The 26,301-nt window shown below is 48.0% G+C and carries 24 protein-coding genes and 1 other RNA gene; 5 read left to right on the top strand and 20 right to left on the bottom strand.

The genetic code is table 11. The features are described 5' to 3' along the window. Window positions 1-427: 427 nt before the first annotated feature. The 9 genes from ACJJI1_RS04210 to ACJJI1_RS04170 form a co-directional block, all read right to left on the bottom strand. A complete protein-coding gene (locus ACJJI1_RS04210) occupies window positions 428-760 on the bottom strand; it encodes a hypothetical protein (RefSeq protein ID WP_444958631.1) in 333 nt (110 codons plus the stop codon). Between the two features lie 82 nt (window positions 761-842). Next, window positions 843-1,421 carry a hypothetical protein gene (locus ACJJI1_RS04205; RefSeq protein ID WP_444958630.1) on the bottom strand — a complete coding sequence of 193 codons (579 nt, stop codon included), beginning with the start codon at window positions 1,419-1,421 and terminating at the stop codon, window positions 843-845. Next, window positions 1,402-1,737 carry an AHH domain-containing protein gene (locus ACJJI1_RS04200; RefSeq protein ID WP_444958629.1) on the bottom strand — a complete coding sequence of 112 codons (336 nt, stop codon included), beginning with the start codon at window positions 1,735-1,737 and terminating at the stop codon, window positions 1,402-1,404. Before ACJJI1_RS04200 ends, ACJJI1_RS04205 begins: the two co-directional genes overlap by 20 nt. Window positions 1,738-1,833: 96 nt before the next feature. After that, window positions 1,834-2,124 (bottom strand): hypothetical protein, encoded by a 291-nt coding sequence (locus ACJJI1_RS04195; RefSeq protein WP_444958628.1) that lies wholly within the window; start codon window positions 2,122-2,124, stop codon window positions 1,834-1,836. A gap of 204 nt (window positions 2,125-2,328) precedes the next feature. Further along, entirely contained in the window at window positions 2,329-3,318 is a 990-nt protein-coding gene (locus ACJJI1_RS04190; RefSeq protein ID WP_444958627.1) for a restriction endonuclease, read from the bottom strand. A gap of 847 nt (window positions 3,319-4,165) precedes the next feature. Next, window positions 4,166-5,011: a pirin family protein gene (locus tag ACJJI1_RS04185; protein WP_444958626.1), complete on the bottom strand. Its 846-nt coding sequence runs from the start codon at window positions 5,009-5,011 to the stop codon at window positions 4,166-4,168. A gap of 712 nt (window positions 5,012-5,723) precedes the next feature. Next, window positions 5,724-6,947, bottom strand: coding sequence for an MFS transporter (locus ACJJI1_RS04180; RefSeq protein ID WP_444958625.1), 1,224 nt, complete (start codon window positions 6,945-6,947; stop codon window positions 5,724-5,726). Between the two features lie 56 nt (window positions 6,948-7,003). Then, window positions 7,004-8,836: an amidohydrolase gene (locus ACJJI1_RS04175; RefSeq protein WP_444958624.1), complete on the bottom strand. Its 1,833-nt coding sequence runs from the start codon at window positions 8,834-8,836 to the stop codon at window positions 7,004-7,006. Between the two features lie 82 nt (window positions 8,837-8,918). After that, the gene (locus ACJJI1_RS04170; protein ID WP_444958623.1) at window positions 8,919-9,893 is read right to left on the bottom strand and encodes an MBL fold metallo-hydrolase; all 975 of its coding nucleotides are present in this window, start codon (window positions 9,891-9,893) and stop codon (window positions 8,919-8,921) included. A 110-nt stretch (window positions 9,894-10,003) separates the two neighbouring features. Between ACJJI1_RS04170 and ACJJI1_RS04165 the strand changes: the two genes are divergently transcribed. After that, complete coding sequence (locus tag ACJJI1_RS04165) at window positions 10,004-10,891, top strand: LysR family transcriptional regulator (RefSeq protein WP_444958622.1); 888 nt, start codon at window positions 10,004-10,006, stop codon at window positions 10,889-10,891. Between the two features lie 578 nt (window positions 10,892-11,469). Here ACJJI1_RS04165 and ACJJI1_RS04160 read toward each other — a convergent pair. The 8 genes from ACJJI1_RS04160 to ACJJI1_RS04125 all read right to left on the bottom strand — a co-directional run bounded on the left by ACJJI1_RS04160 (window position 11,470) and on the right by ACJJI1_RS04125 (window position 20,742). Then, window positions 11,470-14,031 carry a hypothetical protein gene (locus ACJJI1_RS04160; RefSeq protein WP_444958621.1) on the bottom strand — a complete coding sequence of 854 codons (2,562 nt, stop codon included), beginning with the start codon at window positions 14,029-14,031 and terminating at the stop codon, window positions 11,470-11,472. Window positions 14,032-14,778: 747 nt separating this feature from the next. Next, window positions 14,779-15,231, bottom strand: a complete 453-nt coding sequence (locus tag ACJJI1_RS04155; protein WP_444958620.1) for a nucleoside deaminase — start codon at window positions 15,229-15,231, stop codon at window positions 14,779-14,781. A gap of 459 nt (window positions 15,232-15,690) precedes the next feature. Next, complete coding sequence (locus tag ACJJI1_RS04150; protein ID WP_444915563.1) at window positions 15,691-16,284, bottom strand: hypothetical protein; 594 nt, start codon at window positions 16,282-16,284, stop codon at window positions 15,691-15,693. Between the two features lie 180 nt (window positions 16,285-16,464). Then, the gene (locus ACJJI1_RS04145; protein WP_157954157.1) at window positions 16,465-16,743 is read right to left on the bottom strand and encodes a site-specific integrase; all 279 of its coding nucleotides are present in this window, start codon (window positions 16,741-16,743) and stop codon (window positions 16,465-16,467) included. A 135-nt stretch (window positions 16,744-16,878) separates the two neighbouring features. Further along, window positions 16,879-17,268: a transfer-messenger RNA gene (gene ssrA, locus ACJJI1_RS04140) on the bottom strand. A 173-nt stretch (window positions 17,269-17,441) separates the two neighbouring features. After that, entirely contained in the window at window positions 17,442-18,788 is a 1,347-nt protein-coding gene (locus ACJJI1_RS04135; RefSeq protein ID WP_444958619.1) for a sodium-dependent transporter, read from the bottom strand. A 40-nt stretch (window positions 18,789-18,828) separates the two neighbouring features. Then, window positions 18,829-19,308, bottom strand: coding sequence for an SsrA-binding protein SmpB (gene smpB / locus ACJJI1_RS04130; RefSeq protein ID WP_282931304.1), 480 nt, complete (start codon window positions 19,306-19,308; stop codon window positions 18,829-18,831). A 15-nt stretch (window positions 19,309-19,323) separates the two neighbouring features. Then, a complete protein-coding gene (locus tag ACJJI1_RS04125; protein WP_413663281.1) occupies window positions 19,324-20,742 on the bottom strand; it encodes a sodium-dependent transporter in 1,419 nt (472 codons plus the stop codon). A gap of 190 nt (window positions 20,743-20,932) precedes the next feature. Between ACJJI1_RS04125 and ACJJI1_RS04120 the strand changes: the two genes are divergently transcribed. Both ACJJI1_RS04120 and ACJJI1_RS04115 read left to right on the top strand, forming a co-directional pair. Next, window positions 20,933-21,373 (top strand): type II toxin-antitoxin system RatA family toxin, encoded by a 441-nt coding sequence (locus ACJJI1_RS04120; protein WP_444958618.1) that lies wholly within the window; start codon window positions 20,933-20,935, stop codon window positions 21,371-21,373. Continuing rightward, entirely contained in the window at window positions 21,370-21,723 is a 354-nt protein-coding gene (locus ACJJI1_RS04115) for an RnfH family protein (protein WP_413663279.1), read from the top strand. The genes ACJJI1_RS04120 and ACJJI1_RS04115 overlap by 4 nt, the downstream gene beginning before the upstream one ends. Here the strand turns inward: ACJJI1_RS04115 and ACJJI1_RS04110 are convergent. Next, complete coding sequence (locus ACJJI1_RS04110) at window positions 21,720-22,064, bottom strand: outer membrane protein assembly factor BamE (protein WP_413663278.1); 345 nt, start codon at window positions 22,062-22,064, stop codon at window positions 21,720-21,722. The genes ACJJI1_RS04115 and ACJJI1_RS04110 overlap by 4 nt on opposite strands. Before the next feature lie 278 nt (window positions 22,065-22,342). On the opposite strand from ACJJI1_RS04110, the gene fur reads away from it, so the two are divergent. After that, window positions 22,343-22,753 (top strand): ferric iron uptake transcriptional regulator, encoded by a 411-nt coding sequence (fur, locus tag ACJJI1_RS04105; protein ID WP_282931309.1) that lies wholly within the window; start codon window positions 22,343-22,345, stop codon window positions 22,751-22,753. Window positions 22,754-22,803: 50 nt separating this feature from the next. Here the strand turns inward: fur and ACJJI1_RS04100 are convergent, their stop codons facing one another. Together ACJJI1_RS04100 and recN are read right to left on the bottom strand one after the other, a co-directional pair. Next, window positions 22,804-23,403 carry a 1-acyl-sn-glycerol-3-phosphate acyltransferase gene (locus tag ACJJI1_RS04100; RefSeq protein ID WP_413663277.1) on the bottom strand — a complete coding sequence of 200 codons (600 nt, stop codon included), beginning with the start codon at window positions 23,401-23,403 and terminating at the stop codon, window positions 22,804-22,806. Window positions 23,404-23,683: 280 nt separating this feature from the next. Further along, window positions 23,684-25,351 (bottom strand): DNA repair protein RecN, encoded by a 1,668-nt coding sequence (gene recN, locus ACJJI1_RS04095; RefSeq protein WP_444958617.1) that lies wholly within the window; start codon window positions 25,349-25,351, stop codon window positions 23,684-23,686. Between the two features lie 228 nt (window positions 25,352-25,579). Here recN and grpE point away from each other — a divergent pair, with 228 nt between their 5' ends. Further along, the gene (gene grpE / locus ACJJI1_RS04090; protein WP_282931312.1) at window positions 25,580-26,200 is read left to right on the top strand and encodes a nucleotide exchange factor GrpE; all 621 of its coding nucleotides are present in this window, start codon (window positions 25,580-25,582) and stop codon (window positions 26,198-26,200) included. Window positions 26,201-26,301: the final 101 nt, after the last annotated feature.

Here is a 26,301-nt window from a genome sequence, read left to right as displayed (position 1 = left end):
GAGCCGTATGAATTGAGAGGTTCACGTACGGTTCTGTGAGAGGTCGAAGGGGAAGTTCCTTTGGTCTACTCGACCTTTGATAATTATGGTATCAATTTGGTTAGCTGGCCCCGGGTGTTGCCGCACCTTGGGTCAGCGCCTTTTACTGTCTCTTACGTCACGCTACCGTTCTCCTTTGAGAGTGGGTCTTTTAGAAAATTCTCGGTATTCTTATTTTATCTTAGGCTGTTGGCTTGTCGAAGCCGGTTTTATCATTGCCCAGAATCTTGATAAATATCAATCGATTCTACGCAGCTTTGACGCTGAAGAAAACTTAATAAAATCCAATAAGATTATTTGGGCGCCTATATTTTTTATGAGTTCATTTTGCCGAATAGCAATTGATCATTGAAAATGGAACCCAAAATAGTGATCCTTTTAATGGGGACTATGAACCGTTAATCCTATTGGATTCTTCAATCCATTGTTGGTTAAAGCCTGCTCTTTTGGTATAGCCGATGAAGATATTCATTAGTCTTTCCATGCAGGTCTCAAGATCCACTTCAAACTCTAACTCTTCGTCGGCCTGGTAATCTTCAGCTGCTTGGTCTGCCATGTCCCAGAAAAACTGGGTGAGCTTTCTGGCTTCGTTAGCGGAATTGATATCATTTATTCCGAGTATGAGATCCTCGGCAAATTGATTTTCTAATTCTCTGGAATAATATAATGCCACACCCTTGATAGTGGTTTCGTGCTCGCTAAATTCAATCATCGCTTGCAAATATTAGGTTTTCATTTTACTCAATATACTAATTATCTTGTACGAATTTACTTTCCAATTTACTGTGCCACTAACGTATAAATTAAAAAGAGGTTAGGAGGTCTTTATTGAATATAAGCCCCTTAAGGCCTAGCTCTTCTACTAAATTTTTGAACTTATCTCCACAATAGAGCGCTGAACAGCGGTCAAACTTGCTCTTGAAAATTAGATTGTCTTTAACGCTACTTTCATCAAATCCTATGCTTTTCACTCCCATCCATAAATTATCCACAATGTCTGCTTCGCTTACACTTTTGTCCGCCTGCACAGTATTTAGACAGTTGAAAACAAAATAAGTCTGATTGTTGATGGTGAGTGGTAGAAACTCCCCCAATGAGCTGAGGTGGTTTTTCAGTTTGTCATAGGCATGCGGCGATAATACTAAGTTTGCGCCATTCCATGTTGTAATATCGGGGTTTGCATTGTTGTTAAGCCCGACGTCTACAAACTTTGCGCCTATATCTACCCAATAATCTTTAAGAGAGATATTGTCCCAGCTATAACTGTAGAACTCATCTTCACCCAGAGTTTCATCAAGGGTATCCCCAAGTTCTTCAAGGTCTAAATCTAAGTTATAGAAATCCGTGTAATTAAAGCTGATTTTATATGTCACTTCGGCCATCCCATTGTTCGTTTGGTTTCTTTAACACCTGCTCAGGTTGGGTGCCATTCATAAGGTGGGCTCTTAATATCGAGAGCTTAGTTCTAATCTCTGCCTCTGTTTTTAAATGTTGAATCTGACCATATATCCATCGTTCATAGTTGTGAGTATGGATACGACTGTGAGGGACAGCACTTGGCATGGACCAGTGCCCCCGATCACTTTCATCACGGGGCATCCAAACTCCGTTGTCTGGATCATTAATTCTAATATCGTTCCTAAAGAGAAGTAATCGAGCTTGCTTGGTGGTTGGAAGCTTTCCTTTGCCCTCTACCAAATGATGAGCTGTGAATCTAGGGCTAGGCTGAGCACGTCCAGCTAACCTGAGGTTTTCCTCCAATACCTTTGTTGGGTGATGCTCTTCTTCTTTATATTATTTGCGTCTTTCCTTCTTAGATAAACTCTTATGCTCATCACGATATTTTTGAAGTTGACCATCAACAGATATCAAAGACATGATGCGGCCATATTCAAGATCTAACAGCCTGCGAGCTTCCTTCAGGTCTTTCAATCGTTTTTCACGTTGTGCCTCAGTTTCATTAGGCACTTTACACTTACGATAGTGGTAGTTCTTACACCTTTGCTCGTACTGATAGATGGATAGGTCGAGTGGCGATAACTCCCAAACCTCTGGGGTTACACGCTGTCCATGATCATATTCCACAACTTATCTCCGTATTACTATCACCCAAGAAATTTACATAATGCTGAATGGGCTAATCCCTTACCGGGATTTTATCAAGATTTGGATTCTTTCGAATGAGAAATCCAGTCAATTTTTTGAGATTTCGTGTCTTTTAGGTTGTTAAAGCCTTTCTACATTAACCATATTAAAAATACAGTTAGGTGAATCCATGCGAAAGTGCCCTTAATCCACCGGCCAATAAATCCGCACCAGCGGCATGAGTGCCCGGCCTTCCAAATCGAAGCTTTCATAATGGCTGACGATAAGATCGGCCAGGTCATCGAGATCCACTAGGGTGAGGGGAAAGGTGGAGCGGTCGGCTTCGTAGCGGGCTTCGCGGGTGAAGCCGCCGGTGCTGACGAACAGGCCAGAATCCCCCTCCCGGAGGGCGCCGATGAAGCCGCGGATGGCGGGGGCGCCCATGGAGCCGTTGCGATGTTTAACCTCGGCTTTAATGCGCGGCTGGGTAAGGCCCAGGCCGTCCGGTGAGGCGATCACATCCACACCGCGATCCGGGCCCTTGGGAGATACCTTAGCCTTAAAACCCATTGCGCGCAGTATCGCCGCCACCAGTTCTTCCATTTCCTCGGGCAGCAGTGCGGCAATCTTATCTTTGATTAATTCATGGCTCTGGGCCACGGTTTCGTCTTTGAGTTGTGCGCTATCGGTTTCTGCGGCTTCGTCTTCCTGGGGCGTTACTGTACGGCCCTCGAATATGTTTAAGAAGGCATCTATGGTTTCCTGACTTAGGGAGAAGAGGGTGAGGGTGGAGCCGAGGGAGTTCTTTGCTTTCTGGGGCAGCTGGTCGCGGCTGACTTTGCCGAGCCACTCCACCTTACGCAGGTTGGCGTAGTCACCGATAATATCCGGCTGGTAGAGGTATTCCCCTTTATCGACCCCTAATAGGTAATTACGGGTTTCCGGGTTGTAGCTCACAATATAATCGCCAGCGGCAATCTGATCGCGAAACTTCAGGATCATAGCGAGGGCGTTGGCAGTGGCCGAGGGCTTGTCATTGCCGTAAACCTTGATGTATTCATCCCGCAAGTGCTCGGTGCTTGAATACTGGCTTAGGTCTCCCAGCTGTGACCAACCCACTGCGGCAAAGCCTTTCTCGAAGTCTTCACTGTAAATACCACCGCGCCCGGCGCGGATCATCCATGCGTTGGTCATACTTCGATTTCCCTATTTTCCAGTTCATTTAATCAATTAGTCGATACATTGTAACCCTTACATGGTTTGCGCAAGGAGTGGTGGTTCTGAGTAGCATTCAATGAAACTTGGTGTAGGTGTGTCAAGACCAGAGATCAAAAATAAGTCGCCACAAACCAGGCAACTCTTAAGTTAATGAGTTACCGACCTTTAAATGGCTTATTACCAGAACCAACTCCAGGTAACTTGAAGGTCAATGCAATCTGCTACCTGAATTAAACTTTATTCAATATTCTCTTTTAGTTACTTTCATTCTAATGAGTGACACTAGCCTATAGGAAAGCTAGAGGTTTGAAAACTTGGCGCTAGACAGAAAGCTTGTAACTCTAACTATTTTATAACAATTGGCTTTAAGTAGTGGTTGAAACTCCCGTATACGATAAGTGGATCATCTTGCTGCTCCATCAATAACACATTTGATAACCTCCACCCTGGTTTGCTCTTGGCCTACTATACCGGCAGGGGGAGCTTGTAGGTTGTATTGATGTTGTGGCATTAGAGCCCCTTATAATAAAGGTGATTATTATCTACGTGGGTCTTGCGGTTTTTATTTTGTGAACTCAGAAAATAGTGGCACGCATAATCGCTACGGGACAGACTAATTTGTGGTCTTAAGAAATATTGTATGAAAGGCTCGAATACTGGGTTACGAATTCTATCCATACTCAAATCTGATCGAACTATTTCAGTACATCCTGATTACCTTTAGGAATTCATTTCCAGATTTTATAGTACCTTTGAAAAAGTACCATCGGTTTCAATATTTCCAAGTTATAGTGCCCTTAGTCAGTAGAATCACATGATAATTCTAAAACGTGTTATTATTAAAATCATAAAATGCTTGAAAAAGCTCTTCCTTTGTATTCATTACGAAAGGGCCGCCCCTAACTACCGGCTCATTTAGAGGTTTCCCCGCAACTAGTATGAAGCGGCTACCTTTACCACCGGCTTCGATTAAAACTTGGCTTCCTTTTGTTAAAATACCTAGTTGACGCTCATCCAACTTTGACTTCTTTGATCCCGTATTTAGAGAACCTTCAATTACATAAATAAATGCATTATGTGTTTCTTCTAGATTCTGTACAAATTTATGGTCTTGCGCCAAGGTTACATCAATATAGGTGGGGTAAACGTATCTATTTTCCACAACACCTTCTGTGCCTAAATTAGTTGTCCCAGCAATGACTTTGATGTTTTGGCCTTTTGTAGTTGCTTCAGACGAAATTTGACTTTCTTCAAACTCCTGGTAGTCAGGATCAATCATTTTCTTATCTTTAGGCAAATTAACCCACAGTTGAAGGCCCCTTAACAATCCATCTTTTTGCTCAGGCATTTCCGAATGTATGACACCTTTACCTGCAGTCATCCATTGCACGCCATTTGGCTCTATAACACCTTCATTTCCCATATTGTCTTTATGTCTAATTTTTCCATTTATCATGTAAGTTACAGTTTCAAAACCTCTATGCGGATGGTTGGGAAAGCCTCCAATATATTCATTGGGGTTGTCGCTTTCAAATGAATCCAATAGAAGAAAGGGGTCCAGCATTTCCAGGTTTTGTGTCCCAATCAAGCGAGTTAGCTTTACTCCGGCTCCATCAGAACCCTGTTCACCAGATGTTGAGAACTTTAATTCTCTAATACCGTTTGACATAGTAAATTCCTTGAATTAATCGGCTTCGTTGTTGATGGGTAGGATCAAAGGCTTCATCAGATTGATTGTGTCTATTCATGCTCCACTTTTAAATTTCAAAGGAAGACTATTGATGAACATAGTTCAGATAAAGACCCATGTGGGGAAGTTTAAAGCCATATCGACAGTGGTAAAATATGAATATATAGATGTATTCGTTCGATTTATTAGAATTGTCAGAGGAAGCTGGCTGGGTTAAGTGGATTACAGTCATTGTTAGATATGTTGATACAAAAATAATAGAGTGGAACATTATATTTTGAGGTGATGTTAAAATGAGGTGCCGGTTTACAACGTCGTATCTGTTTTATTGTTCCAATAAGTGGGCTTATATTAGTTTTAAGTTGTCTTTCCGGGAAAGGTAAATTAGATAACAGTTAGAAAACTAATATGTATTGGACTCAACTATTTTTGTGATAAATACTTATAGTGAGTTGCTTGTCTTTAGGTTCTTTGGCGGTTGTGGATTAGAGTTTCATGGTATTTATGAGTATTTTGTCTTAATCGGGATTAAAAGCTTGTATCCCTTCCATGGGTGCTTTCTGTGCCTTTGAGAATAGCTATTATGGGTTTACTTTTTTCAAGCTTAATGACAGTTGATTTTTCAAGGCTATAGTGGGAGCTCCTTATTGGTATCATAAGTTATTAAAATAAGAGTTTTAGGTCTACTCTGCTAGGGGATATTCAAGGCCTCCTGGTCTGCAGGGCCTACAAGCTGATTTCTTACAAATACTGTTGCGACAAGCAAAAAACATGAAGCAATTAGCAGCGTATTTGATGTTCCTGCGTAGGAAGCTGTTTTTCCCCAGAGCATACCTCCTATAGCCATAGCGCCCATATATGTTGCCATAAAAAATGACATTCCTCTTGCCCTTATCCAATTTGGTAGCATTTCCTGAGTAGCCAGAATAAGCGGAGATAAAAAGAGTAACCAGCAAAATCCCGCAGTGAACATTGCTACTGATACATGGGTATAGCTGGTTAGAAATGACAGTAATAACATGGATGTAGCATAGCCAATAGATGCGATACACAGTAAATTATCTACTTTAAAGATTGTGCGGAGCTTATTGGTGAAAAACACAGCACTTACTGCACCGAGCCCTAAAAATGACATTAATAAACTGTATGCTTTTGGATCGTCTGTATATAATTGAGATGAAAAAGTGGGGAGTAACGCCCATAGAGCACTAGCAAAAATAAAAAACGACAACGCTCGAACCAGTGCATGTTGAAGTTTTGATTCTCGCTTTATGTATTTCAGATTATTTTTTATTGCTAATACGAAATTCTCACTATGTTGAATTGTTGCGCCGTTTCTATTCGGTGTCCAATAGCTAAGAGCGATTATGACACATAAGAAAGAAATAGCGTTTAAAGCGAAAAGTACCTCCAGGTTAAAATAGATCAAAAGTACTCCGCCGAGTATTGGACCAATCACTCTTGCCAGATTAATTCCCATGCTATTTAGGGCTATGGATTGGGGTAAGTCTGCTTTGGTTACTATTAGTGGTGTTATAGAAGACCAGACTGGCACCATTAATGCAGTTCCGATACCAATTAAAAAGGTTAACGTCAGTAACGATAAAATAGATGTCGATCCGGTTGCTGTAAGAAGGCATAATATGGAGGTGAGCAGGAACATCCATATTTGTAATATTATTAAATATCTTTTCTTGTCGACAATATCTGCGAAGGCACCAGCTGGAATCGCAAGAAATAGTGTAGGTAAGGATGCTGCAGATTGAACCATAGCGATCCAAAATGGTGATGAGGTTAGTGAAATCATTAGCCAATTTGCACCAATCTCATGAATCCATGTTCCTGTATTTGAGATTAATGTTGCAGTCCAAATGATCAAAAACAGTTTATTTTTGAATGGGGCAAGGGAAGTCAAGGCTTAACTCTCTTTATAAAGGCCACTACTTAAAGTGGCCTTTCTGTGGAAGCTATTTATGGCCAGTAGCTGCCATAGAATTTTACAGGTGACCAACTAGGCAGAAGGGGCTCTAGTTTTGGCGATAAAGACTGATAATCCCCATCTCCATATACAACCTCTCCATCTACAACAGTTAGTACAGATCTGATTGACTTGATTTCTTTCAGGGGGACTTCCATGTAATCTTTCGACAAAATTGCAAAATCTGCTAATTGACCTTTAGACAACCTTCCTTTGATATGCTCTTCTCCTGAGAACCAGGCACTGCCAATTGTATAAAGTCTGAGCGCCTCTTCTCGCGTTAAAAGATTTGATGACTCATAGAGCTTGCGGCCACTGACGGTTTCACCGGTGACTAAATAGTGTAGGCCTACCCAAGGGTTAAAGGTTGAGCCCCGTGTGGCATCAGTACCCATACCAATAGGGATACCTTTATCGACAAGCATTCTCAATGGAGGTGTAGCTTTTGCCTTTTCAGCTCCATACCGTTCAGAAAAGTCATCACCAAGGAATACCATACGACTTTGAATGGCAACGCCGCCACCAAGTGACTTTATACGCTCGATATTTTTCAGGCCTATCGTTTCGGCATGTTCAATCGACCATCGAAGTCCGCGTAGCGGTTTATAGCTATTTACGTCTTCAATAACGTCTAAAATCCTGGTAATTGATTCATCATAGGTTGCATGAATCCTAAATGGCCATCTACGCTCTACCAGTAACTCAATAATTGGCGTTAGATCTTTTTCCATATCGGCATCCAACACTGGTCTGTCGGATCTAAAATTTTCAAAGTCTCCAGCTTTCCATAGTAGATACTCACCTCCTCCATCAATTTCAAAGCCGTGCTCTTTAGTACTGTCAGTGTTTGTCCCCGCTTTATTTCCCCTTGTCCAATCGTGGTAGTCTTCCAGCTCTTTCCCTGGATTCTGTGCAAATAAATAGAAGGATGTTCTCAGTGGTAGTTTTCCTTCTGTGGCCAGTTTTTCTGCGACACTATATCCATCGGGATAACCGAACCCGCCACCTCCAGCGTCAATAACAGACGTTAAACCAAATTTTGCCAGTTCGTGAAATAAGTGAATTGTTGAATTTACTTTTACTTCTTCTGAAGTGTCTGGCAGAGCTGCGATCTTGCCGTAAAAAATTCCAGGATGTGGCTGTGCTAGCATTAACCCTGTGGGTGTTCCATGTGAGTCACGTACAAATTTTCCGCCCTTTGGATCTTCCGTATTTCTGTTGATTCCAAGTTTATCCATACCCATTTGGTTAAGCATTCCAACACTATAGAAATATTGGATATATACTGGGGTGTCGGGAGCTGCCTTATTAATTTCAGCAATAGTTGGCAACCGTTTTTCCTTGAATTGCCATGGAGACCAGCCACCTATAATTCTTACCCATTCACCTTTTGGTGTTCTACTTGCCTGCTTCGACAACATGTTTAATGCTGTCTTTAGATCGGGCACACCGTCCCAACGTAACTCCCTCGTATAAGCTAATCCGCTACGCAAGAAGTGTGAATGAGAGTCGATCAAGCCCGGTATAACTCGTCTATTCTTCGCATCAATAACTTCAGTCGTTTCACCTCTGTACTGATGTATTATTTCATCGGTGTCTACATCCAGAATCTTTCCGTCTCTAACCGCTATGGCCTGGGCAACTGGCTTGTTCTTATCTTGGGTCGTTACCTTTGCATTAATAATGATCATATCCGCATAAACGGCACTGTCGAAATTTTCTATCATCCCCTCATTTGCGATGGTTGCGTTTTTACATGCAGCCAAAACCGTGGCGGCACCCATTAAGATTAGGCGTTTTCGCCATATATATTTTGAATATGACATACTAGATTTCTTAGATTTGAAAGCGCTCACCTACCTACTCAGGAGGTATAGTAAGCGCTTATGGAGGAATGAGATCAGAGGGTTATTTAACTTTAGAAGAGGAAAGCTCTTTATATGCTGCGGGGACATTCAATCCAGAGTGAACCCACCCGTGAAGGGCATACCCTTGGTATTTTGGTAGTTGAACTTTCTCAACCGTCTCCTCAAGGGATAGTCCTCTTGCAATTGCCTTTTCCACTTTATTTTTAAGTGCAGTCAAGTAATCAATATGCCATTTTATTGCTGAACGGTTTGTAATTGGGCCATGACCAGGGATAACTAGTGTAGATTCATCTATTGCTCCATATACATATTTCATGGTTGCTAATGTTTCTAATAGATGGCCATCAAGCAGCCAAGGTAAGGCAGGTTTGGTAGAGACTACGGGATTACCTGTCCAAAGTATGTTCTCTCCTTTAACGGAGACGAATAGATCGCCGCCAGTTTGAGCAAAACCAAAATCATCTATGTCTACAGTTTTGCCTCCTAAATCAATAGAAATACTTCCGTTTTTGGGGACTAAGATATCGCCGGTTTTGGGTATTACATCCTCAATTCCCCTGCCTTCACCGAAGTTACTAATCATGAACGCAGTATCTTGCTCGAAGTAGTTATCTACATAATCCTTTGCACTTTCATGCTGGATAATAGATACACTGCTTGGAAAAACATAGTTTCCATATGAGTGATCACCGTGATAACTTGTATTAACTAAATACTTGATGGGTTTATCTGTTTCAGCCTTGACCAACGATATCATTTGTTCGGCAAGGCGCTCATTTATCATTGACTCTATCACCAGAACAGAGTTTTCGCCGATAACAAATCCGCCACTTGTTGCAATAGGATAGCCACTGCCAGCTTTTTCAGAGGCGTCTGAAGGTATTACAGCATATATGCCATCTGAAACCTTTTGAGATTCAAGGATGACTGTATTGCCATCCCACACGGGCTCTTGGGCAATCACATTCACAGTAAAAGCTACACCAGCCAGCAGTGTAGTAATGGATTTAAGCATTGTAGACATTTCCGGTAATTATTAAAACGCGAGAAATCCTACATCATGTTTGATTAGTAGTTACGGCAAAGATAATATGGATCGAATCTATCGATATATGGTGTACTTCCGTGAAAACCACGCTCGAACAATTAGAAGCTTTGGATGCTTTAAGGAAGGAAGGCTCAGTATCAAAAGCTGCTGATCAACTTGGCAAGAGTCAATCTACAATTAGTTATACGCTACAAGAACTTCAAGATACCTTAGGTTTAACTCTGGTTGAAAAAGATGGAAGGAAAACCAAATTAAATCATGCCGGTTTACTTTTGAGTGAGCAAGTTGAGGTGTTACTGAGACAACATTATGACATTGAGAATCTAGCTGGCCAGCTAAAACAGGGGGCGGCAGCTACGTTGAGTATTGCAGTAGATACTTCATTTCCAAAGAGTATTCTCGATGCTACTTTGAAATTGTTTCACAGCCAGCAAAAAAATGTCCGCTTGTCTATCAAGGAGCAAGCGATGTCTGGAACTAATGCGTTACTTCTTAATAATGCGGTGGATTTATGTATCGGTATGACTCCACCCCCCGGTTTCTTAAGTGATAAATTGCTAGATGTTGAATTTATCTTAGTGTGTAGCCCAGAACATAGCTTATCTAACCAAAAAAATGTTTCTTATTATGAACTGAAGAGAGAGACTCAAGTTCTAGTAGCAGACTCCGGGTCGATGGATGTTTCTTTCGGTTGGCTTTCGCCAAATGTGAAATGCTCCGTTTCCAACTTGAACGAGGCCTATCGCCTTGTAAAGGGGGGGCTAGGTTATGGCAGGTTGCCGGTGCATATGGTTGCCGAGGATGTTCAGTCAAATGAGCTATGTAAAATTGATATGATTCATGGATTTTCCTATACAGTGTCTCTTTATTTAACTGTAGGTAATAAAGCACAGAATAATTCAGTCAAGCTATTTTCAAAAATTTTGTTCGATATGGTAAAAAATTATCAAATTAAAAGTTGCTGATTTTAATTCGATCTTATAGTCGACCAGAAGTCCTTTAGCAGTTCGCATATAAATGTAAAAGCATTATCAATTATTTACCATCCTTAAATTTAGAATGATTAATAAAGAAGCTATAGATAAATGTGGATTGCTTTCGCAATGTCACTGAGGATAGCGATGATCAAAAACTTTATTATGCGGGGGAGCCTAATCAGTTATCCGGTAGAAAGTGGTAAATTATTGTGTAAATTTAGGCTGATACTCCAACCTGAATAGATAGCTGCTACTGATACGAGTAAATCTTCCTCTTGAGAATATCTAGGGAGCCTCTGAATAACTCCGTGATACCTCTGGCTTTCAGAGCGGTTCACAATCAAGGCGCGGCTTTGCAGGAATGTCTAGACCTTTCAAGAAGTCGCAACGCGGAGTGTGAATCGCTCTGCAAGCCCCGAAGGGCGGGCCTTCAAGACTCGCAGAGGCATTACGGAGTTATTCAGAGGCTCCCTAGCAGTCGAGTGCCACCAAATACCAGCCTAGAGGTCGCCAGGTATCGCATGGGTTGCCCGGGCGTGCAATGGCCACCCGAGCAACCGCGCGATTTACTCCGGTACTGCGATAATTAGAAACGACACGTGTGATTCGCTGTTTTCTTGAGTGTGCTTGCTGTTCCCCGAGTCGCCGTCGCCGATCAGTGCGTGTGGATTGTGCAGTATGACCTGCGAGCCTGACGTGGAGTAGGTTTCCGAACCTCCGCCGACTTGCCGGATGTCGTGGTCACTGCTGTCGTAGTGGACGCGATAGCCAGACAGGAACACTGCTGCGTCGCTTATAGGCTGGCCCATCTCAACATACGCGTCATCACTCGTTTTTTGGAGGTTTGTCACGTACTTTGCGATCAGAGGGGGGCTCTTGCTCAGCTCAATGAGATTGCCATCAATCGATGCGATGGCATTGTTGCCCGAGTCATCGTGCATCTGTGCAGTCGATTGGATACCCACTTCGTAGTTGTTCGGAACTGCGGTGGTTGCATCGAGCTCAATGGTGCGAACATGGTGAGCCTTTGGGGGTTCGCTCGGGTCGTTGTCCTTGTGGTACTCGCACGCCCAGCCTCCAAGGGCAGCATAAGCCTCTGGCTCATCGAGGGGGATGTATGGGCTGGTTGATTCATCGGGGATACCGGTGATGGTTCTCGGTAAGATCACACCGTCTTTGGGGCCGTCGACCACTGCGATGCACGACAATGTCAATTGGGAGGCTGAGGGGCTTAAGCCTTTCTTCTGGCCGTACAAAGTGGCGTCAGGAGTGACGGTTAGGACGGCATTCTTGTTGTGAACCTGGGTGAGTGACAGGCCCAGCGTTTGCGTCTGGTGGTCCGTGCTTCCTTCGTATTTGAAGAACCAGTAGGTGGCGGCAACGATAAAGCTCGTCACTTCTGAGCCGTATCTGCTGAAGTCAAACCGGAACCTTCCGCCGTTTTCATCCAGCTGCTGATTGATGTGCATCATCTGAATATTCGGAGGCGCGATTGGGGTGGAATGAAGCTTGATTGGCATATAGGCCCAGTCACCACCAATCTGAAGATAGGCGGGCGAATTTGTCTTCTTGACCTGGAAGCCGGGAATCGCGATGTCGACACTCCCTTTCTTCGAACTCAGAATCGAGATGATCAGTTGAAGGACCCAGCCAAGCGGTACGAACGCCCACCAGAAAGGGAGCTTCGCTTTTGTTTTCACCTGAATGTTGAGCACATCGTCGTAGGCGTTGAAGCTTATCGTCGCAGAGAGCTTTAGGGTCTGGTAGACCCACAGGGTCATGGCCCCACGCTTCACCCTGATGTCGGCACTGATAACAAGATCGCCGTCGTTGTTGAACGCCGTTTGGAGGTTATTTTCTTTGATTTTGATATGCGCACCCTCAATCACATCCTCGACGTCTGTGTTGAGGTACATTTTTTCGGGGTAGGTATCGGTCACCGTCAGCTGCGAAGAGGTCAGTGGCGTTGCTTCAGCAATCGCCGCAGCCACCGAAGTCAAAATGATGTCGTTGGATACGATGAGTGCCGATGTACAGTTGCTAGGGATAGTCTGTGGTAGAAGCGCGTCTATTGGCTGGCGATTCCCACGGCATATCCCTAGTCCGAACAGGTTTGAGCCGGAGTTGCCATCAAAGGCTGTATACATCACCCCGATGTCCAGGTTCCCGGCGGGCAGGGGGGTGTGTTGAGCAACCGTGTACTTGATGGGCCAATCAAAACTTGAGATGAGTTGGTCGACTGCTCCTTTCATCGCGTCGGTAATATCGAAGCCCTTGATCGACTTTGAGAGTTGAACGTCGCTGAGGTCAAGTTCCATCATGTCCCAGTTGGGCTTCTTGATGGTCACGGTGACTTGCCCATAGTGGTTGATGCTGGCGCTGGCTTGCATTTTGTTGAGGTCAAGAACGAGCCGGGCGTGACCGGGGCTTTGGCCCTGTGCATCTTCGATGTTGCTTGTGATACCTGGGAACTTGATGAACCCTGTGATGGGCAGGTCGAGCGTCGCCTTTTGGTCTTCGGGATCAATAAAGGCGGGACAATCAAATGCGAACTCGTAGCGAACCTTGGCGGGGCCCTTGCCGACACTTCCGCTGAAGGACCATTGGCCGGAGTCGCCTTCGAAGAGCTCGCTAATCCAATTGTTGACCGCTCCTTGGGTCGAGGCACTGATTAAGTCCCAGCCTTGCGAAAGGTCTGGGTCTGGCGAGGATTCAACTTCTTGAAGACCTTGCTGCTCTTCAATTTCTTCTTCAATTAAGTCGCTTGGCTCTTCTCGGTCAAACAGGCCGCGCAGCTCCTCGACCAGCTCGGGGCTCGGGTCGCATACCCGCTGAAAGGTCGCAATTGGGTCGAGCGCGAATTGGCGTGCATTGCCTTCAGATTCACCGAGCCACTCGAGCATACGAGCTTCATGTTGCAATAGGTTGCTCAGGACGGGGTCGCGTCGCAATGGGTCTGTTTGAGATGTTGGCGTGAATTCGAAAGAGAGAGAGGTCGAACTATCTAGTTGTGTGGCTTGCTTGCCTAGCAGGCGCTGCAGGTCGTCAGGAGAGAGTGTGAGAGATGCGGTTTGCTTTTTGAGTCGGCGATGCAGGCTGTCGGGAGAGAGTGTGAGAGTCTCTTCCATGATGATGCTCCGTAATCTTCATTAGTTTGGTTTTTTGAAAAGGCGAGTGGCCGGGTAGCACCACGAGCCCTCTTTGATGCGGCAATCGAACATCAGGCCTACTAGAAAATTGCCACCCGTCCTAAGTTACTCTTCAAAAGGGCACCAGCCAACAAGGTCGAAGGCATTATGAGGGAAAATATTGATGTCTTTTGTTTGATAACATTTTTTGCGCCGTTATTGAGATGTTCTAAATGAAGCCTTTCGGTGAAAAGTTATGGGACTATTGCAGCAGCAAAGGCTTTATCAATAGCTCTTGAGGTTTTTGCTACTGGATGAGTATTGTGTGACAGATCAAAAACGTTCCCTTGGATATGAAAAGCGGAGGAAGGAGAGGGCTAAATAACGTGCCAAAAAGCTGTTATCAGATTTTGAAGAGACGGATAAGACTGGGCTTTTTAGTGGGGGTGAAAATGCGATGCGGCACGATATTCATGGTGGGAAACCTGCATGACTCTGGTCTAAATGATAAAAGAAAAAATCTCAACCCTATCCGGTAGATGCTCGTCAACATACTGAGCTAACGCATTCCGATTCTGTGTTAGCTGGAATATTTTTTTGTCGAGTTTTTTTAACTCACTTTGTAGTGAGGCCTTGGCGGCGGGGCCCTCATAAAATCGAGGGGTTGAATACTTACTCTATATAGATGGCAATAATTTTTTATTGTTTTTGATTTAATTCCGATTTCATTCAATATTTTTATATATTTTACTCGCCAATATCTTCATGCCAGATCTCAGGGTGCTGCTGGATAAATTCACTCATAAGACTAATGCAGTCATAATTATTTAGGATGGTTAGGCTTATGCCTTCAGATCTGAGTAACAGTTCATCTCCCTGAAAGGTTGTGTTTTCACCGATAACAATATTCCTAACCCCGTATAGACGTATGGCTCCGCTGCACATAGGGCAGGGCGAAAGGGTCGTATAAAGCGTGCACTTTTGATATTCGATTGCTCGTAACCTTCCAGTCTTTTCCAATGCGTCCATTTCAGCATGCTTGATAACACTATCCTGCTGGATACGCTGATTGTGGCCTCTGCCGATAATTTCTCCATCACGAACTACTACACAGCCGGTGGGAACACCTCCTGCGGCCAAGCCCTTGCGCGCTTCCTCAATGGCTGCTTGCATAAACGCTTCGTGCTCAGACTTGCTCATGGCAGTCCTTTATTTAAGTTTTTAAGGGTGCTTGAAGTATAGAATGTAGAGCTTTATTGATGCATTAATGACAGCTAAGGTAACGGCGAAGACTATTGCCAATAGATTTGTATTTTTCCACTGGTGGTGGCTCTTACTTATGTGGAAAAAACCTTTATCGACGTCTACAAGTGAGCGGCCTCCTTAATTGTGGGTAGGCTTTTCTCTCGCGTATATGTGCATCTCCTGAGTATTGTAAGGAGAGCATCACATGATCGATGGATGAGGCTTTGTTCTTTTTGAATTGAGTGGCGAAGTGGGTTCTTTAAAGTATTGTTTTAAGCAGGTTAATGGGTAGAAATATGGGTATTCCTAACACAATATTGATTTGCCCCGCTTATTTAGAAGGCTCCGACAGGCATTGAGCCTGCCGGATTAAAAGTTCCAGCGTCTAGTGATCTGCCAAAAGGGAAATCGAGATTATCTATTGCTATTCACTCTTTTAGAGCCGACGTACATTGCAAATAAACGAAGGCCGATGGAAATTAAGACAAGCATACTTGGCGCTGTTTGAGCGGGTATTGCCTTTAATTGCGTGATTTCTCTTTGAAGGGTCATCGTTTGGTGTGTATTGGTCTGGTGCTTTGGAACTTTGATGACGTTTTTTTTAAGTAATTTATCGAACGACTCGATTTCTCCCGCAAGCATATCCAGGAGTTCCAATTCGGTCTTGCCTTCCCATGGTAGCTGTGTCCTATATGCGTCAACTGCTTTACCAAGCTTTTTCCACTCTTCTGCGAGGAAGGCTTCAAGTGATGAAAGGGTTCTCAGCTTCGAGTTCATGGATTGATTGACTCGGTAGGCGTTTTGTCCATGAGCGCCGCTCGCCATCATTCCTGCAAAGTGCTGTACGTTATGTTTGGCGGTATTCAGGTTCCGGCTGATTAAGTTGAGTTGATCCAGAGTGCGAACCAGAGTCTGATCAAATCTCGGATCTTTATCCTTAATCGCTGTCAGAGCGGTGTTAACCAGTCGACTCACCTGTATCTTGGTTGCATGTTCGTTGATGGACATATCCCTTTATCCTCGTAAATCCATTGAAGAATGTGTTTCACCTCTCTGATTTGAGATGAATGTGCCACATTCAGGTTTTTGCTTGATGAAAACGCGAATTCTAAATTAAATCTGCCGAGTGTCGCGGTCTAATAGAGTACGGGCCATTGCACGGGAGCCGGGGCGGTCATGGTTTCATTGTCATAGCCCAGTGACCAGGGCTAGAGCCTGTTCAGCAAGAGGGTTAATGTGTGGCTGGCCCATTTTCATTTTTTCGTTGGGCAGTTTTATGTGCTTGGCATCCCAATTGATTTCCGTCCACTCAAGTTTTCGCAATTCTCTAGCGGGCAGAGTAAGAGAGGGGGTGGTTTTAGGGCTGCTCTTACTATTGGGGTCGTCTATGGCAGTTAGTAGGCGCCCGATTTCAGTAGGGTCTGCAATTGCTGCCAAGTGCTTTTTCTTGGTGGGGCAGTGGCGCAAACCTGCTCGCCCCCGCAATTAACCCCACTAAAAATGGCTGGATTTGGGTTAGATTAATTGGGATGGCCCAGATAAACAAAAACCCCGGAAACACTAGGTTTGCGGGGCTTTCGTGGGCTGTCTGAGACAGCAATTTGGTGGAGATGGCGGGAGTCGAACCCGCGTCCGTCAGCACTCTGCCAGAGGCTCTACATGCTTAGCTCCGTCTATTGATTTAACCCATTACAGCCCGGCGGTCAGGACGTATAGGGCGATCCCGAAATTTGTTTAACCGCTTACCCACGGGTATGGCTTGCGGCGATCCAGTTCTGTATAACAGTCTACAGCGCGATACTGGAACCTTGCTGAAGACTGCTAAGGGACGAACCCTTAGTTAGCGCTTCACAAGCTGCTTACGCAGCGAGTTGGGCACCGTAGTTGTCGTCGTTGGCAACTAATAAAATACAGCTTTGGATTTACGAGATTCGCTGCCATCTCGGCATGCACCCAAGGTTTCGTAACCGGCGTCGAATCCAAGTCATCCCCGATAAGAAACACTCATGTGTGTCACCTAAGTATACCTCAAAATTCACGTTAGCAATAAATTTTATGTAATTGGCATTTGAGCGATCAGAGTCGCTTTAGTCAGGCGCTTTGAGGGAGGGCTTAGGTGGGAAGGGGGTTCCCGGCGGTGAGGTACCGCCGGGAGGGAGATCAGCTTAGCGAATGGACTGCACGAAAGCGGTCAGAATCAGCAGTGGGCAGACGATGCGCACATACCAGGGCCAGATCTTCCAGAACAGGGTGTGTTCGATATCTTCATGGCCTTTTTTGAGCTCACTCAGCAGCTGGTCGCGGCGCCAGATCCAGCCGGCAAAGATACACAGGGCAATGCCGAGCAGGGGTTGGCCGTATTCGGTACTGATAGTGACGGCCAAGCCAAACAGGCTATCGAAGTTGTAGATGATGCCGCAGCTCACGCCGAAGATGATCAGGCCAACGATCGGGGTGGCGATGCGGCGGGGGATATTCAGGTTCTCGATAGAGAATGCCACCGGCACTTCCAGCATGGAAATGGAGGAGGTGAGGGAGGCGATAACCATCAGTGCGAAGAAGGCGATGGCGACGAATATCCCGGCTTCCCCCATGGTGTCGAACAGCGCGGGCAGAACTTGCAGGATCAGGCTCGGGCCGGCGATCAGGGAACCGTCGGCAGAGAAGATCTGGGTACCGGCTTCCTGGGCTACATACATGGCGGGCAGGATTAGCAAGCCCGCTGTGAAGGCGATGCCCACATCAATCAGGGTTACCAGGGCGCCGAGGCGCGGCAGGCTTTCCTGCTGGCTCAGGTAGGAGCCGTAAATCAGCATGGTGCCTACACCCAGGGATAGGGAGAAAAAGGCCTGGCCCATGGCGGAGATCAGCAGATCCGGGGTGAAGTGGTCGAAGTTGGGCATCAGGTACACTTCCAGGCCGGTCAGGGCGCCGGGCTGGGTGAGCACGTAGCAGATCAACAGCAATAACAGGATGATCAGCGATGGCATCAACAGGGTGGACCAGCGCTCGATCCCTTTCTCAACACCACTGGCGATAATCAACATGGTGAGGCCACTGAAGATGGCAGTCATGATCATATTGCGATCGGTGCTGTTTCCGGCCAACCACTGGGCCGCTTCCTGGGCACCGAACAGGCTGGCGAAAGGTTCGGCCAGGTGGGCCACCATCCAGCCCGCCACAATGGCGTAGAAGCTCAGGATCAGGGAGGCCACCAGGATACCGCCGAAGCCGGTCAGGCCCCCGAAAAAGCGGCTGATGGGACCGTTGGAAATGGAACGCAGCGCCTGCACCATATTGCGGCGCGCGTGGCGGCCGATGGTGAGTTCGGCCATCAGGGCCGGGTAGGCGAGCGCAAAGGCTAGAAATAAGTAGGCGACTACAAAGGCGGCGCCGCCGTTACTGGCGGCCTTGGTTGGAAAGCCCCAAATATTGCCGAGACCAACGGCGGAACCCGCCGCAGCCATCAAAAAGCCAATATTCGAGCTGAACTGTCCTCGCGGTGCACTCATGGTAAATCCCGTAATTATTCTTCTAATAGTTCACTGTGCACTATTTGTGCGCCGAGCGCATTAGGCGCTGCTTTTCGCGGTTCCAATCGCGCTTCTTCTCAGTCTCGCGTTTGTCATGGCTCGCCTTACCTTTAGCAAGGCAGACTTCGCACTTCACCAGATGCCCTTTCCAGTACATGGCTGTGGCAACCACGGTGTGGCCCTTCTGCTCAACAGCGGCGATCAGCTTGGAAAGTTCGCGCTTGGTGAGCAGCAGGCGACGGGTGCGGTCGGGCTCGGTAACAAAGTGGGTGGAGGCACTGGGCAGCGGCTGGATGTTGGCACCCAGCAGCCAGGCTTCACCGTTTTTGAAAATGACATAGCTGTCGGTCAGCTGGGCTTTGCCCTCCCGACAGCTTTTGACTTCCCAGCCTTTCATCTCAACGCCCGCCTCAAACTTTTCTTCAATGAAATAGTCGTGGCGGGCCTTCTTGTTGAGGGCGATGGTATTGGATGTTTGTGCTTTCTTTTTCTTGGCCATGAAAACTACGAGTGACTATATAAAACTGTGTCCAAAAAACTTCAGGGCCACGGTATTGATAAAGATAAGCAGCAGTATCAATGGGATAAAAGTGCCCAGGGAGAAGTTAACGTATTTTTGCGAAAACGAGCCTGCAAAGTTGCTGTCACCTTCTTGCAGCTCTTTATCAAAATTGGATTTCTTCCATTTGTAGATCACGAACAGACATACCAGCAGGCCGTTTAGAGGCAGGATGGTGTCGTAGAAGATGATCTCCACCAAATCAAAGAACGACTTGTTTGCGCCGGCCAGTTGTACAAACTCTGTAAACCAAGTGGCCATACCGAATGATACGGCGCAAGCGATGGCCAGTACAAATTGAACTGCCGCAACGATGTAGATAGCCTTCTTACGCTCCATGTTGCGCTCGTCGCGCAGGGTGGCGATAGGCACCTCAATAATGGAAACCAGTGAGGTAATGGCGGCAACCAGTACCAGGAAGAAGAAGATGGCCGCTACGGCGCTGGCGCCCATGTAGCCGATTCCGTCTTGCAAAGCGAGGAATATCTTCGGCAGGAACAGGAAGATCATACCGGCGGATGAGTCGCTCAGCTCTGTCGGATCAATCTGCGGGTTAAAGTGGAAAATACTCGGCAAAATCAGCAGGCCAGCAGTAAAGGCTACCAATGTGTCAGTAATCGCTACGGCACGGGAAGAACCGGGAATGGAGTCCTTCTTCTTCATATAGGAGCCGTAGGTAATCATGATGCCCATTCCCAGAGACAGGGAGAAGAAGGCCTGGGCCATGGCTTTACTGATTACGTTGCCGTCAATTTTGCTGAAGTCGGGTACCAGGTAGTACTGCAAACCGAGGGCGGCGTTATCCAGAGTCAGTACAAAGAACACCAGTCCCAATAACATGACAAACAGCATGGGCATCAGGGTTTTTGCGGCCCGCTCGATACCGTCTTTAACGCCCATAGCGAGAATGGCATTGATGATCAGCATCAGGACAACCAGGTAAATAAATACCGTGGGTGTATTGATAAAGTGGATAAAGAAATCCGGGGTGGCGAGCTTATCCAGGTTGCCGGAGAAGATTTCTACCAGGTATCCCATTACCCATACGGTGACCACCAGATAAAAAACCGCGATCATAAATGGCGTGATCAGGGCCAGCCAGCCGGGAATACTCCACAGCGTGGAGCCCTTGGATATCTGCCGATAGGCACCGACGGGGTCTTTATCTGAACGGCGTCCCATAGCGAGTTCGGCCATCATCACAGGCAGACAGATCAGAAATACGAAGAGAGCGTAGACCAGTAAGAAGGCGCCGCCCCCGCTCTTGGTGGCTGCTACAGGGAATGCGACCAGGTTGCCAATACCGACGGCGGAACCTGCTGCGGCCAGGATAAAGCCCAGCCTTGACCCAAAATGCTCTCTCACTGCGGTCATAAGTACTCTCGCTATTATTTTTTGAATGCTTGTAGTTTTTGTTACTGCGGCTGGGGCTAAGTGTGGCCCACCGGTAAAAAATGCGATTGTTGCAGGAATTGTCTTGCTTGAGTAGCGCCGACTGGCAAAATTAGCCGTTCAACGGTAATCCCAGGTAATTTTGCCTGATGGACTGGGTTAGACAGTAGGAATGACTGAAATAGAACGCAGTGCGCTGGTGATGTACAGCGCGGAACAAATGTTTGATCTGGTCAACGATGTGGCCAGTTACCCGCAATTTTTACCCGGCTGTCGCGCTGCGGAGATTATCCACAGCGATGACACCACTTTAGAGGCGCGCCTGGATTTGTCGCGCGCGGGTATAAAGCAGAGCTTTGTGACTCGAAATCAGTTGGTGCGTCCCAAGTCGATGACGCTCAATCTGGTGGATGGTCCTTTCGAGCAGTTCGAGGGACTGTGGGAATTTACTCCACTGGCTGAAAATGCCTGTAAAGTGAGTTTTACCCTTTCGTTTTCGATGAAAAATCGATTGATTGCGGCGGCTGCGGGAAAAATTTTCAGTGACCTGGCCAACCAGATGGTCGCGGTTATGTGTGAGCGCGCGGAAGAAGTTTACGGGAAATCCCAATGACAGAAGAGAAAACAATCTCGGTGGAGGTGGTGTACGCACTGCCCCACGAACAGCGATTAATGCGTTTGTTGGTGTCTGAGGGTACCACTGCGCGGGAGGCGCTAATTCGCTCGGGAATTCCCAAAGAGTATCCTGAAGTTGATCCGGACACGGCAAAGATGGGTATTTTTGCCCAGGTGCTGGGGAGTAAGGGGCTGCCGCCGGCGGAAAGTTATGTCCTGCAACCCGGGGACCGGGTTGAGGTCTATCGCCCCTTGATCGCCGATCCCAAAGAGGCGCGCAAGCAGCGCGCCGAGAAAGCCAAGCGTATGGCTGAGAAGAAGAAAGGCGCCGAGGGGACTTCCGCTTAGGGCCAGCCTGTGGGCTGCCAGTCGCCGCTGGTGGCTACCAGGGAGTCTTCATCAAAGTAAACGCTAAAGGTCTTTTGGGTGATATTGCCTTTCTTGTCGCGAAGGCGATTGACGTAATCCCAGCGGTTGGGGTTGTAAGTATCTTCCAGCAGCGGAGTGCCCAGAACAAACTGTACCTGGCGTCGCGTCATCCCTGGCTTTAGCTGATCCACCATCTCCTGGGTAATGATATTGCCCTGCTGCACCTCAATACGGTGTACACCGGGGAATTTTACGAGTGTGCAAGCTCCCAGCAAGCTGCACAGGAAGGCGATAGTGAGAAATCTCAGACTAGGCGGCATTCATTGCTCCATTATTCGGTTTCAAACGGCAGCGCTCACGCTGATTTCTTACAAACAGTCAGTTTAGTCTCAAGTGGAGAAAAAAAGTTCCTCCACTTACCAGTTCTGCCCTAAGTGAGCAGTACGGGGTTTCTCTGACTCCGTAGGGCATGGGATAATACCTGAAGAGTTGGCTCGCTGACAGACGGGACTCCAGGGTCGGAATCCTTTATAAATGGCCGCTGTGGGTTTGGGCAACTTCGGATAACTTTTAAAATCCTGCCGGGAAATATTGATACATGTCGAACGAAAACCAGGAATTGCGCAAGGCTGGCCTCAAGGTCACTCTGCCGCGGGTGAAGATTCTGCAATTGCTCGAAAGCACTAGTGAGCAGCATTTGAGTGCTGAGGATGTCTATAAGCTGTTGCTGGAGGCGGGAGAGGATGTCGGCCTAGCTACTGTGTACCGGGTATTGACCCAGTTTGAGAGCGCGGGCCTGGTTGTGCGCCACAACTTCGATGGCGGCCACTCTGTATTTGAGTTGGATCGAGGCGATCACCACGACCATATGGTCTGCACCGATACCGGTAAGGTTATCGAGTTCCACAATGAAGAGATTGAGGAGCTACAGCGCCAGATCGCTGAAGAGCACGGCTATGAGCTGACTGGCCACAGCCTGGTTCTGTATGTGACAGAAAAAGAGAAGTGATTCTTCCGGGTGCGGTATTCACCGCACCCTTCAAATGCTTACGCTGAGTGTTACGACTGGCAGGGTGGGGTGTAAAGCTCTGGGAACTTGCCAATTTTATCAGCGTAAAATTCCTTGAGCTTCAACAGCTCGGCTTCCAGGTTTTCACTGAATTGCGCTATCGGGCCTATGCCCACTTCTTTTTTGGGGAAGCTGATATAGCCCAGCACTACCGGCACCCTGGCGTTGCGGGCGATATGGTAAAAGCCGGTCTTCCAACGTTCCGCCAAACCGCGAGTGCCCTCGGGGGGAATAGCGATAACCAGTTCTTTGCGCAGTTTGAACTGCCTGGCGGTGGCATCCACCAGGTTGTTGGCTTTGCTGCGGTCTACGGCGATACCGCCGAACCAGCGCATGGGGCCACCCAGCGGGAAGGTAAATAGCTTGTCTTTGCCCATCCACTGCGGGGTCATCTTCAGTTTGAGTGCGGCGAGAATAAAGTAATAGCCATCCCAGTTAGTGGTATGGGGGGCGCCGATCAATACGTACTGCTTTAGTTTGAGAGACTGCTCGTCAGCTTTGACACGCCAGCCGTGCAACTTCAGTAGCACCCGTGCAACCAAGCGGAGGATTGGGGTGACAATAGGGGTGTTGAAAATCGTTCTCTGCATAACCTCGGCCGGGACTACTCATACATCGAAAAATAAGCCGCCAAGTATATGGTGACTTTAGCCGCCGCTCCCAGTCATATTTGTGCGTTTGTCCTAAATCGGCACATATATCCGACGAAAGGGGTGGTATACCGGATTGTGTGGCGGTCATTTATTGATCTACGGTATAAGATTGCTTACCAAAATGCACCATTTTTGCCCTTTGGTGACATTTGGCGCTGGAATCGTATGAAGGAGGTGGGGCTGACTCCATAGCCAGCCCGAGAGAGGGGTTGGAGAGTTAATTTCTCTCCAGCATTTCCTCGGCATGAGCCAGGGATTGGGCGGTGGGGGCGCCGCCGAGCATGCGCGCCACTTCTTCGCGGCGCTCGCCGTTGGTGAGTTCGCGCAGTGCCACAAAAACACTTTCGCCATCGCTGTGCTTCTCCACCAGGTATTGGCGGTGGGCTCGCGCCGCTACCTGGGCCAAGTGGGTCACACAGATCACCTGGCCGCTGCGGCCATTGCGGGTTTCCCCCAGTTGACGCAGCAGGCGGCCCACCACATCACCGGTGGCACCGCCGATACCCACATCCACCTCGTCGAATACCAGGGTGGGGGTGCGGGAGGTTTGCGCAGTTACCACCTGGATTGCCAGACTGACCCGGGAGAGTTCACCGCCGGAGGCAATCTTGCCCAGGGGGCGAGGCGGTTGGCCCGGGTTGGTGGAAATTAATATCTCCGCTTCTTCAAGTCCCTGGCTATTGGGCGTATCCAGCTCTTGTACTGATAGCTCTACTCGAGCGTGAGGCATGGCCAGGTCGGCCAGCTGGCCGTTCACGGCCTCCGCCAGCGAAGCTGCCGCTTTACTGCGCAGTTTGCTGAGCTTGCCGGCAACTTTTCTGTACTGCTTCTCCAGTTGTTCACAATCTGCGGCAAGGCGATCCAGGGCATCTGGGCTGCCGATATCGTCCAGCTCTGCCTGTAACTGTTGCTGCAGAGCCGGCAGCTCCTGCGGTTGGACTCGGTGTTTGCGCGCCGCCTGGTAGATGGCGCTGAGCCTGTCTTCAACCTCGGAGAGTCGCTCCGGGTCCATCTCGAAGCGATCGATATGTCGGGAGAGGGTGGCTGCGGCCTCATCTACCTGGATGCGCGCGCTGTCGAGCATCTGTGCCACTTCCACTAAGGCCGGAGCCTGTCCGGGCATGGAGGACAGCAGTTGCAGGGCGCGGTGCAGTTGTTCGGCGATATCGCCTTCACCGCCGGACAGGAAAGCGGCCAACTGGTAGCTGCCACTGAGGATTTCCCCGGCATTGGCCAGCTGTTGCTGTTCGCTCTCGAGGGACTCTATTTCCCCTTCGCTCAAGCCAAGTTGATCCAGCTCCTTAAGCTGGTATTCCAGCAAATGGCGGCGGGCTTCGGCTTCCTCGGCGCTGTCAGCCAGGGTGCGATAGCGGCGATAGTGATCCCGCCAGGTTTTGAAGCGGCTGCGGGTCTCTGCGGCGAGTTCCTGGGCCTGGGCGTATTCATCCAGCAGGCGCAGGTGTGTTTCTTTCTTCAGCAGGGATTGGTGTTCGTGCTGGCTGTGGATATCAATTAGCTGCTCGCCGAGGGCGCGTAGCTGCAATAGCGTGACCGGTTGGCCGTTGATATAGGCGCGGGAGCGGCCATCGGCGCCAATAGTGCGGCGCAGAATGACTTCCTGCCCGGCGTCCAGCTCCTGGGACTCGAGCCAGCTGGCGGCGCTGGGGTGCTCGGCGATATCAAATGTGGCGCTGATGTCGGCGCGATTGGCGCCGGTGCGCACAAGCTCAGCGCTGCCGCGACCGCCCAGCGCCAGGCCGAGGGCATCCAAGGTGATTGACTTACCCGCGCCGGTCTCGCCGGTCAGGGTGCTGGTACCGGGACCAAACTCCAACTCCAGTTGGTCCACCAGGGTGAATTGGCTGATAGACAGATGCAGCAGCATAGAGATCGCTTGTGTCCTTGCTAATCGGCGGGCGCCCGGCCCAATTAGTGGTTATTTATACAGTATTCGTTCCCGGTTAGCTATAGGGGCGGGGCCACATTACTCTGAGGATGTGCGCTAGCGCGAAAAACCACTTGAACTGTGCGGGGATGTCCCCATATAGGCTCCAGTGCCCGAGAGACGGGCTCAACTCACATTACTGACAGAGTCGACGCGACGGAGAAAGCAGTGGCCAGAGAGCGCAGCGAAGAAGATCAGATTAAAGAGGGGGCGGAGCACGCACCAGCTACAGACGAGGGCGTTTCAGCAGAGATTGAAGACCCTTCATCTATAGAAAGCGAACTTGCCGAGGAAGCCCTGCGGGAAGAGGCCGAAGGTGCCGATGCCCTGCACGAGGAAATTATCAAGTTGCAGGAGCAGCTGGCAGCGCACAAGGATATGGCCCTGCGCGCCCAGGCGGAAGAGCAGAACGCCCGTCGCCGCGCGCAACAGGATATCGAGCGCGCGCGCAAATTTGCGGTAGAGAAGTTGCTACAGGACTTGCTGCCTGTAGTGGACAACCTCGAGCGTGCACTGGCGACGATCGATACGGCCGACGAAGCCAACAAGGCCTTGGTAGAAGGTATCGAGCTGACCCACAAATCTTTCGTTGAAACCCTGACGAAAAATGCTGTGGAAGTTGTCGATCCGGCCGGTGAGCCCTTCGACCCAGAGCTGCACCAGGCTATGACCCAGGTGCCCAACGGCGAGGTGGAGCCGAACACGGTTCTGGATGTGTTTCAGAAAGGTTATCGCCTCAATGGCCGCCTGGTTCGCCCGGCCATGGTGGTGGTCAGCAAAGCGCCGTAACGGCAGAAGTGTAAAGCGGCCTTGAAATTTAGCGGCCGGCACCAATATAGCTGACATCAAGAATTATTCGCGCGGTGTAAACAGAACATAGCTGGCAGCGC

The sequence above is a fragment of the Microbulbifer maximicatervae (SeqCode) genome (genome assembly GCF_052467065.1).
Note: the sequence above shows the minus strand (reverse complement) of the source record. Positions and strands in the feature narration are given on the sequence as shown.

Excerpts from the sequence above, each read along its gene's own strand:
- ACJJI1_RS04110 (WP_413663278.1), bottom strand. The coding sequence starts at position 22,064 with ATGCCGCCTAGTCTGAGATTTCTCACTATCGCCTTCCTGTGCAGCTTG.
- ACJJI1_RS04190 (WP_444958627.1), bottom strand. The coding sequence starts at position 3,318 with ATGACCAACGCATGGATGATCCGCGCCGGGCGCGGTGGTATTTACAGT.
- ACJJI1_RS04170 (WP_444958623.1), bottom strand. The coding sequence starts at position 9,893 with ATGCTTAAATCCATTACTACACTGCTGGCTGGTGTAGCTTTTACTGTG.
- ACJJI1_RS04155 (WP_444958620.1), bottom strand. The coding sequence starts at position 15,231 with ATGAGCAAGTCTGAGCACGAAGCGTTTATGCAAGCAGCCATTGAGGAA.
- ACJJI1_RS04205 (WP_444958630.1), bottom strand. The coding sequence starts at position 1,421 with ATGGCCGAAGTGACATATAAAATCAGCTTTAATTACACGGATTTCTAT.
- ACJJI1_RS04175 (WP_444958624.1), bottom strand. The coding sequence starts at position 8,836 with ATGTCATATTCAAAATATATATGGCGAAAACGCCTAATCTTAATGGGT.
- fur (WP_282931309.1), top strand. The coding sequence starts at position 22,343 with ATGTCGAACGAAAACCAGGAATTGCGCAAGGCTGGCCTCAAGGTCACT.
- recN (WP_444958617.1), bottom strand. The coding sequence starts at position 25,351 with ATGCTGCTGCATCTGTCTATCAGCCAATTCACCCTGGTGGACCAACTG.
- ACJJI1_RS04160 (WP_444958621.1), bottom strand. The coding sequence starts at position 14,031 with ATGGAAGAGACTCTCACACTCTCTCCCGACAGCCTGCATCGCCGACTC.
- ACJJI1_RS04150 (WP_444915563.1), bottom strand. The coding sequence starts at position 16,284 with ATGTCCATCAACGAACATGCAACCAAGATACAGGTGAGTCGACTGGTT.
- ACJJI1_RS04100 (WP_413663277.1), bottom strand. The coding sequence starts at position 23,403 with ATGCAGAGAACGATTTTCAACACCCCTATTGTCACCCCAATCCTCCGC.
- ACJJI1_RS04125 (WP_413663281.1), bottom strand. The coding sequence starts at position 20,742 with ATGACCGCAGTGAGAGAGCATTTTGGGTCAAGGCTGGGCTTTATCCTG.
- ACJJI1_RS04185 (WP_444958626.1), bottom strand. The coding sequence starts at position 5,011 with ATGTCAAACGGTATTAGAGAATTAAAGTTCTCAACATCTGGTGAACAG.
- ACJJI1_RS04120 (WP_444958618.1), top strand. The coding sequence starts at position 20,933 with ATGACTGAAATAGAACGCAGTGCGCTGGTGATGTACAGCGCGGAACAA.
- ACJJI1_RS04135 (WP_444958619.1), bottom strand. The coding sequence starts at position 18,788 with ATGAGTGCACCGCGAGGACAGTTCAGCTCGAATATTGGCTTTTTGATG.
- smpB (WP_282931304.1), bottom strand. The coding sequence starts at position 19,308 with ATGGCCAAGAAAAAGAAAGCACAAACATCCAATACCATCGCCCTCAAC.
- ACJJI1_RS04115 (WP_413663279.1), top strand. The coding sequence starts at position 21,370 with ATGACAGAAGAGAAAACAATCTCGGTGGAGGTGGTGTACGCACTGCCC.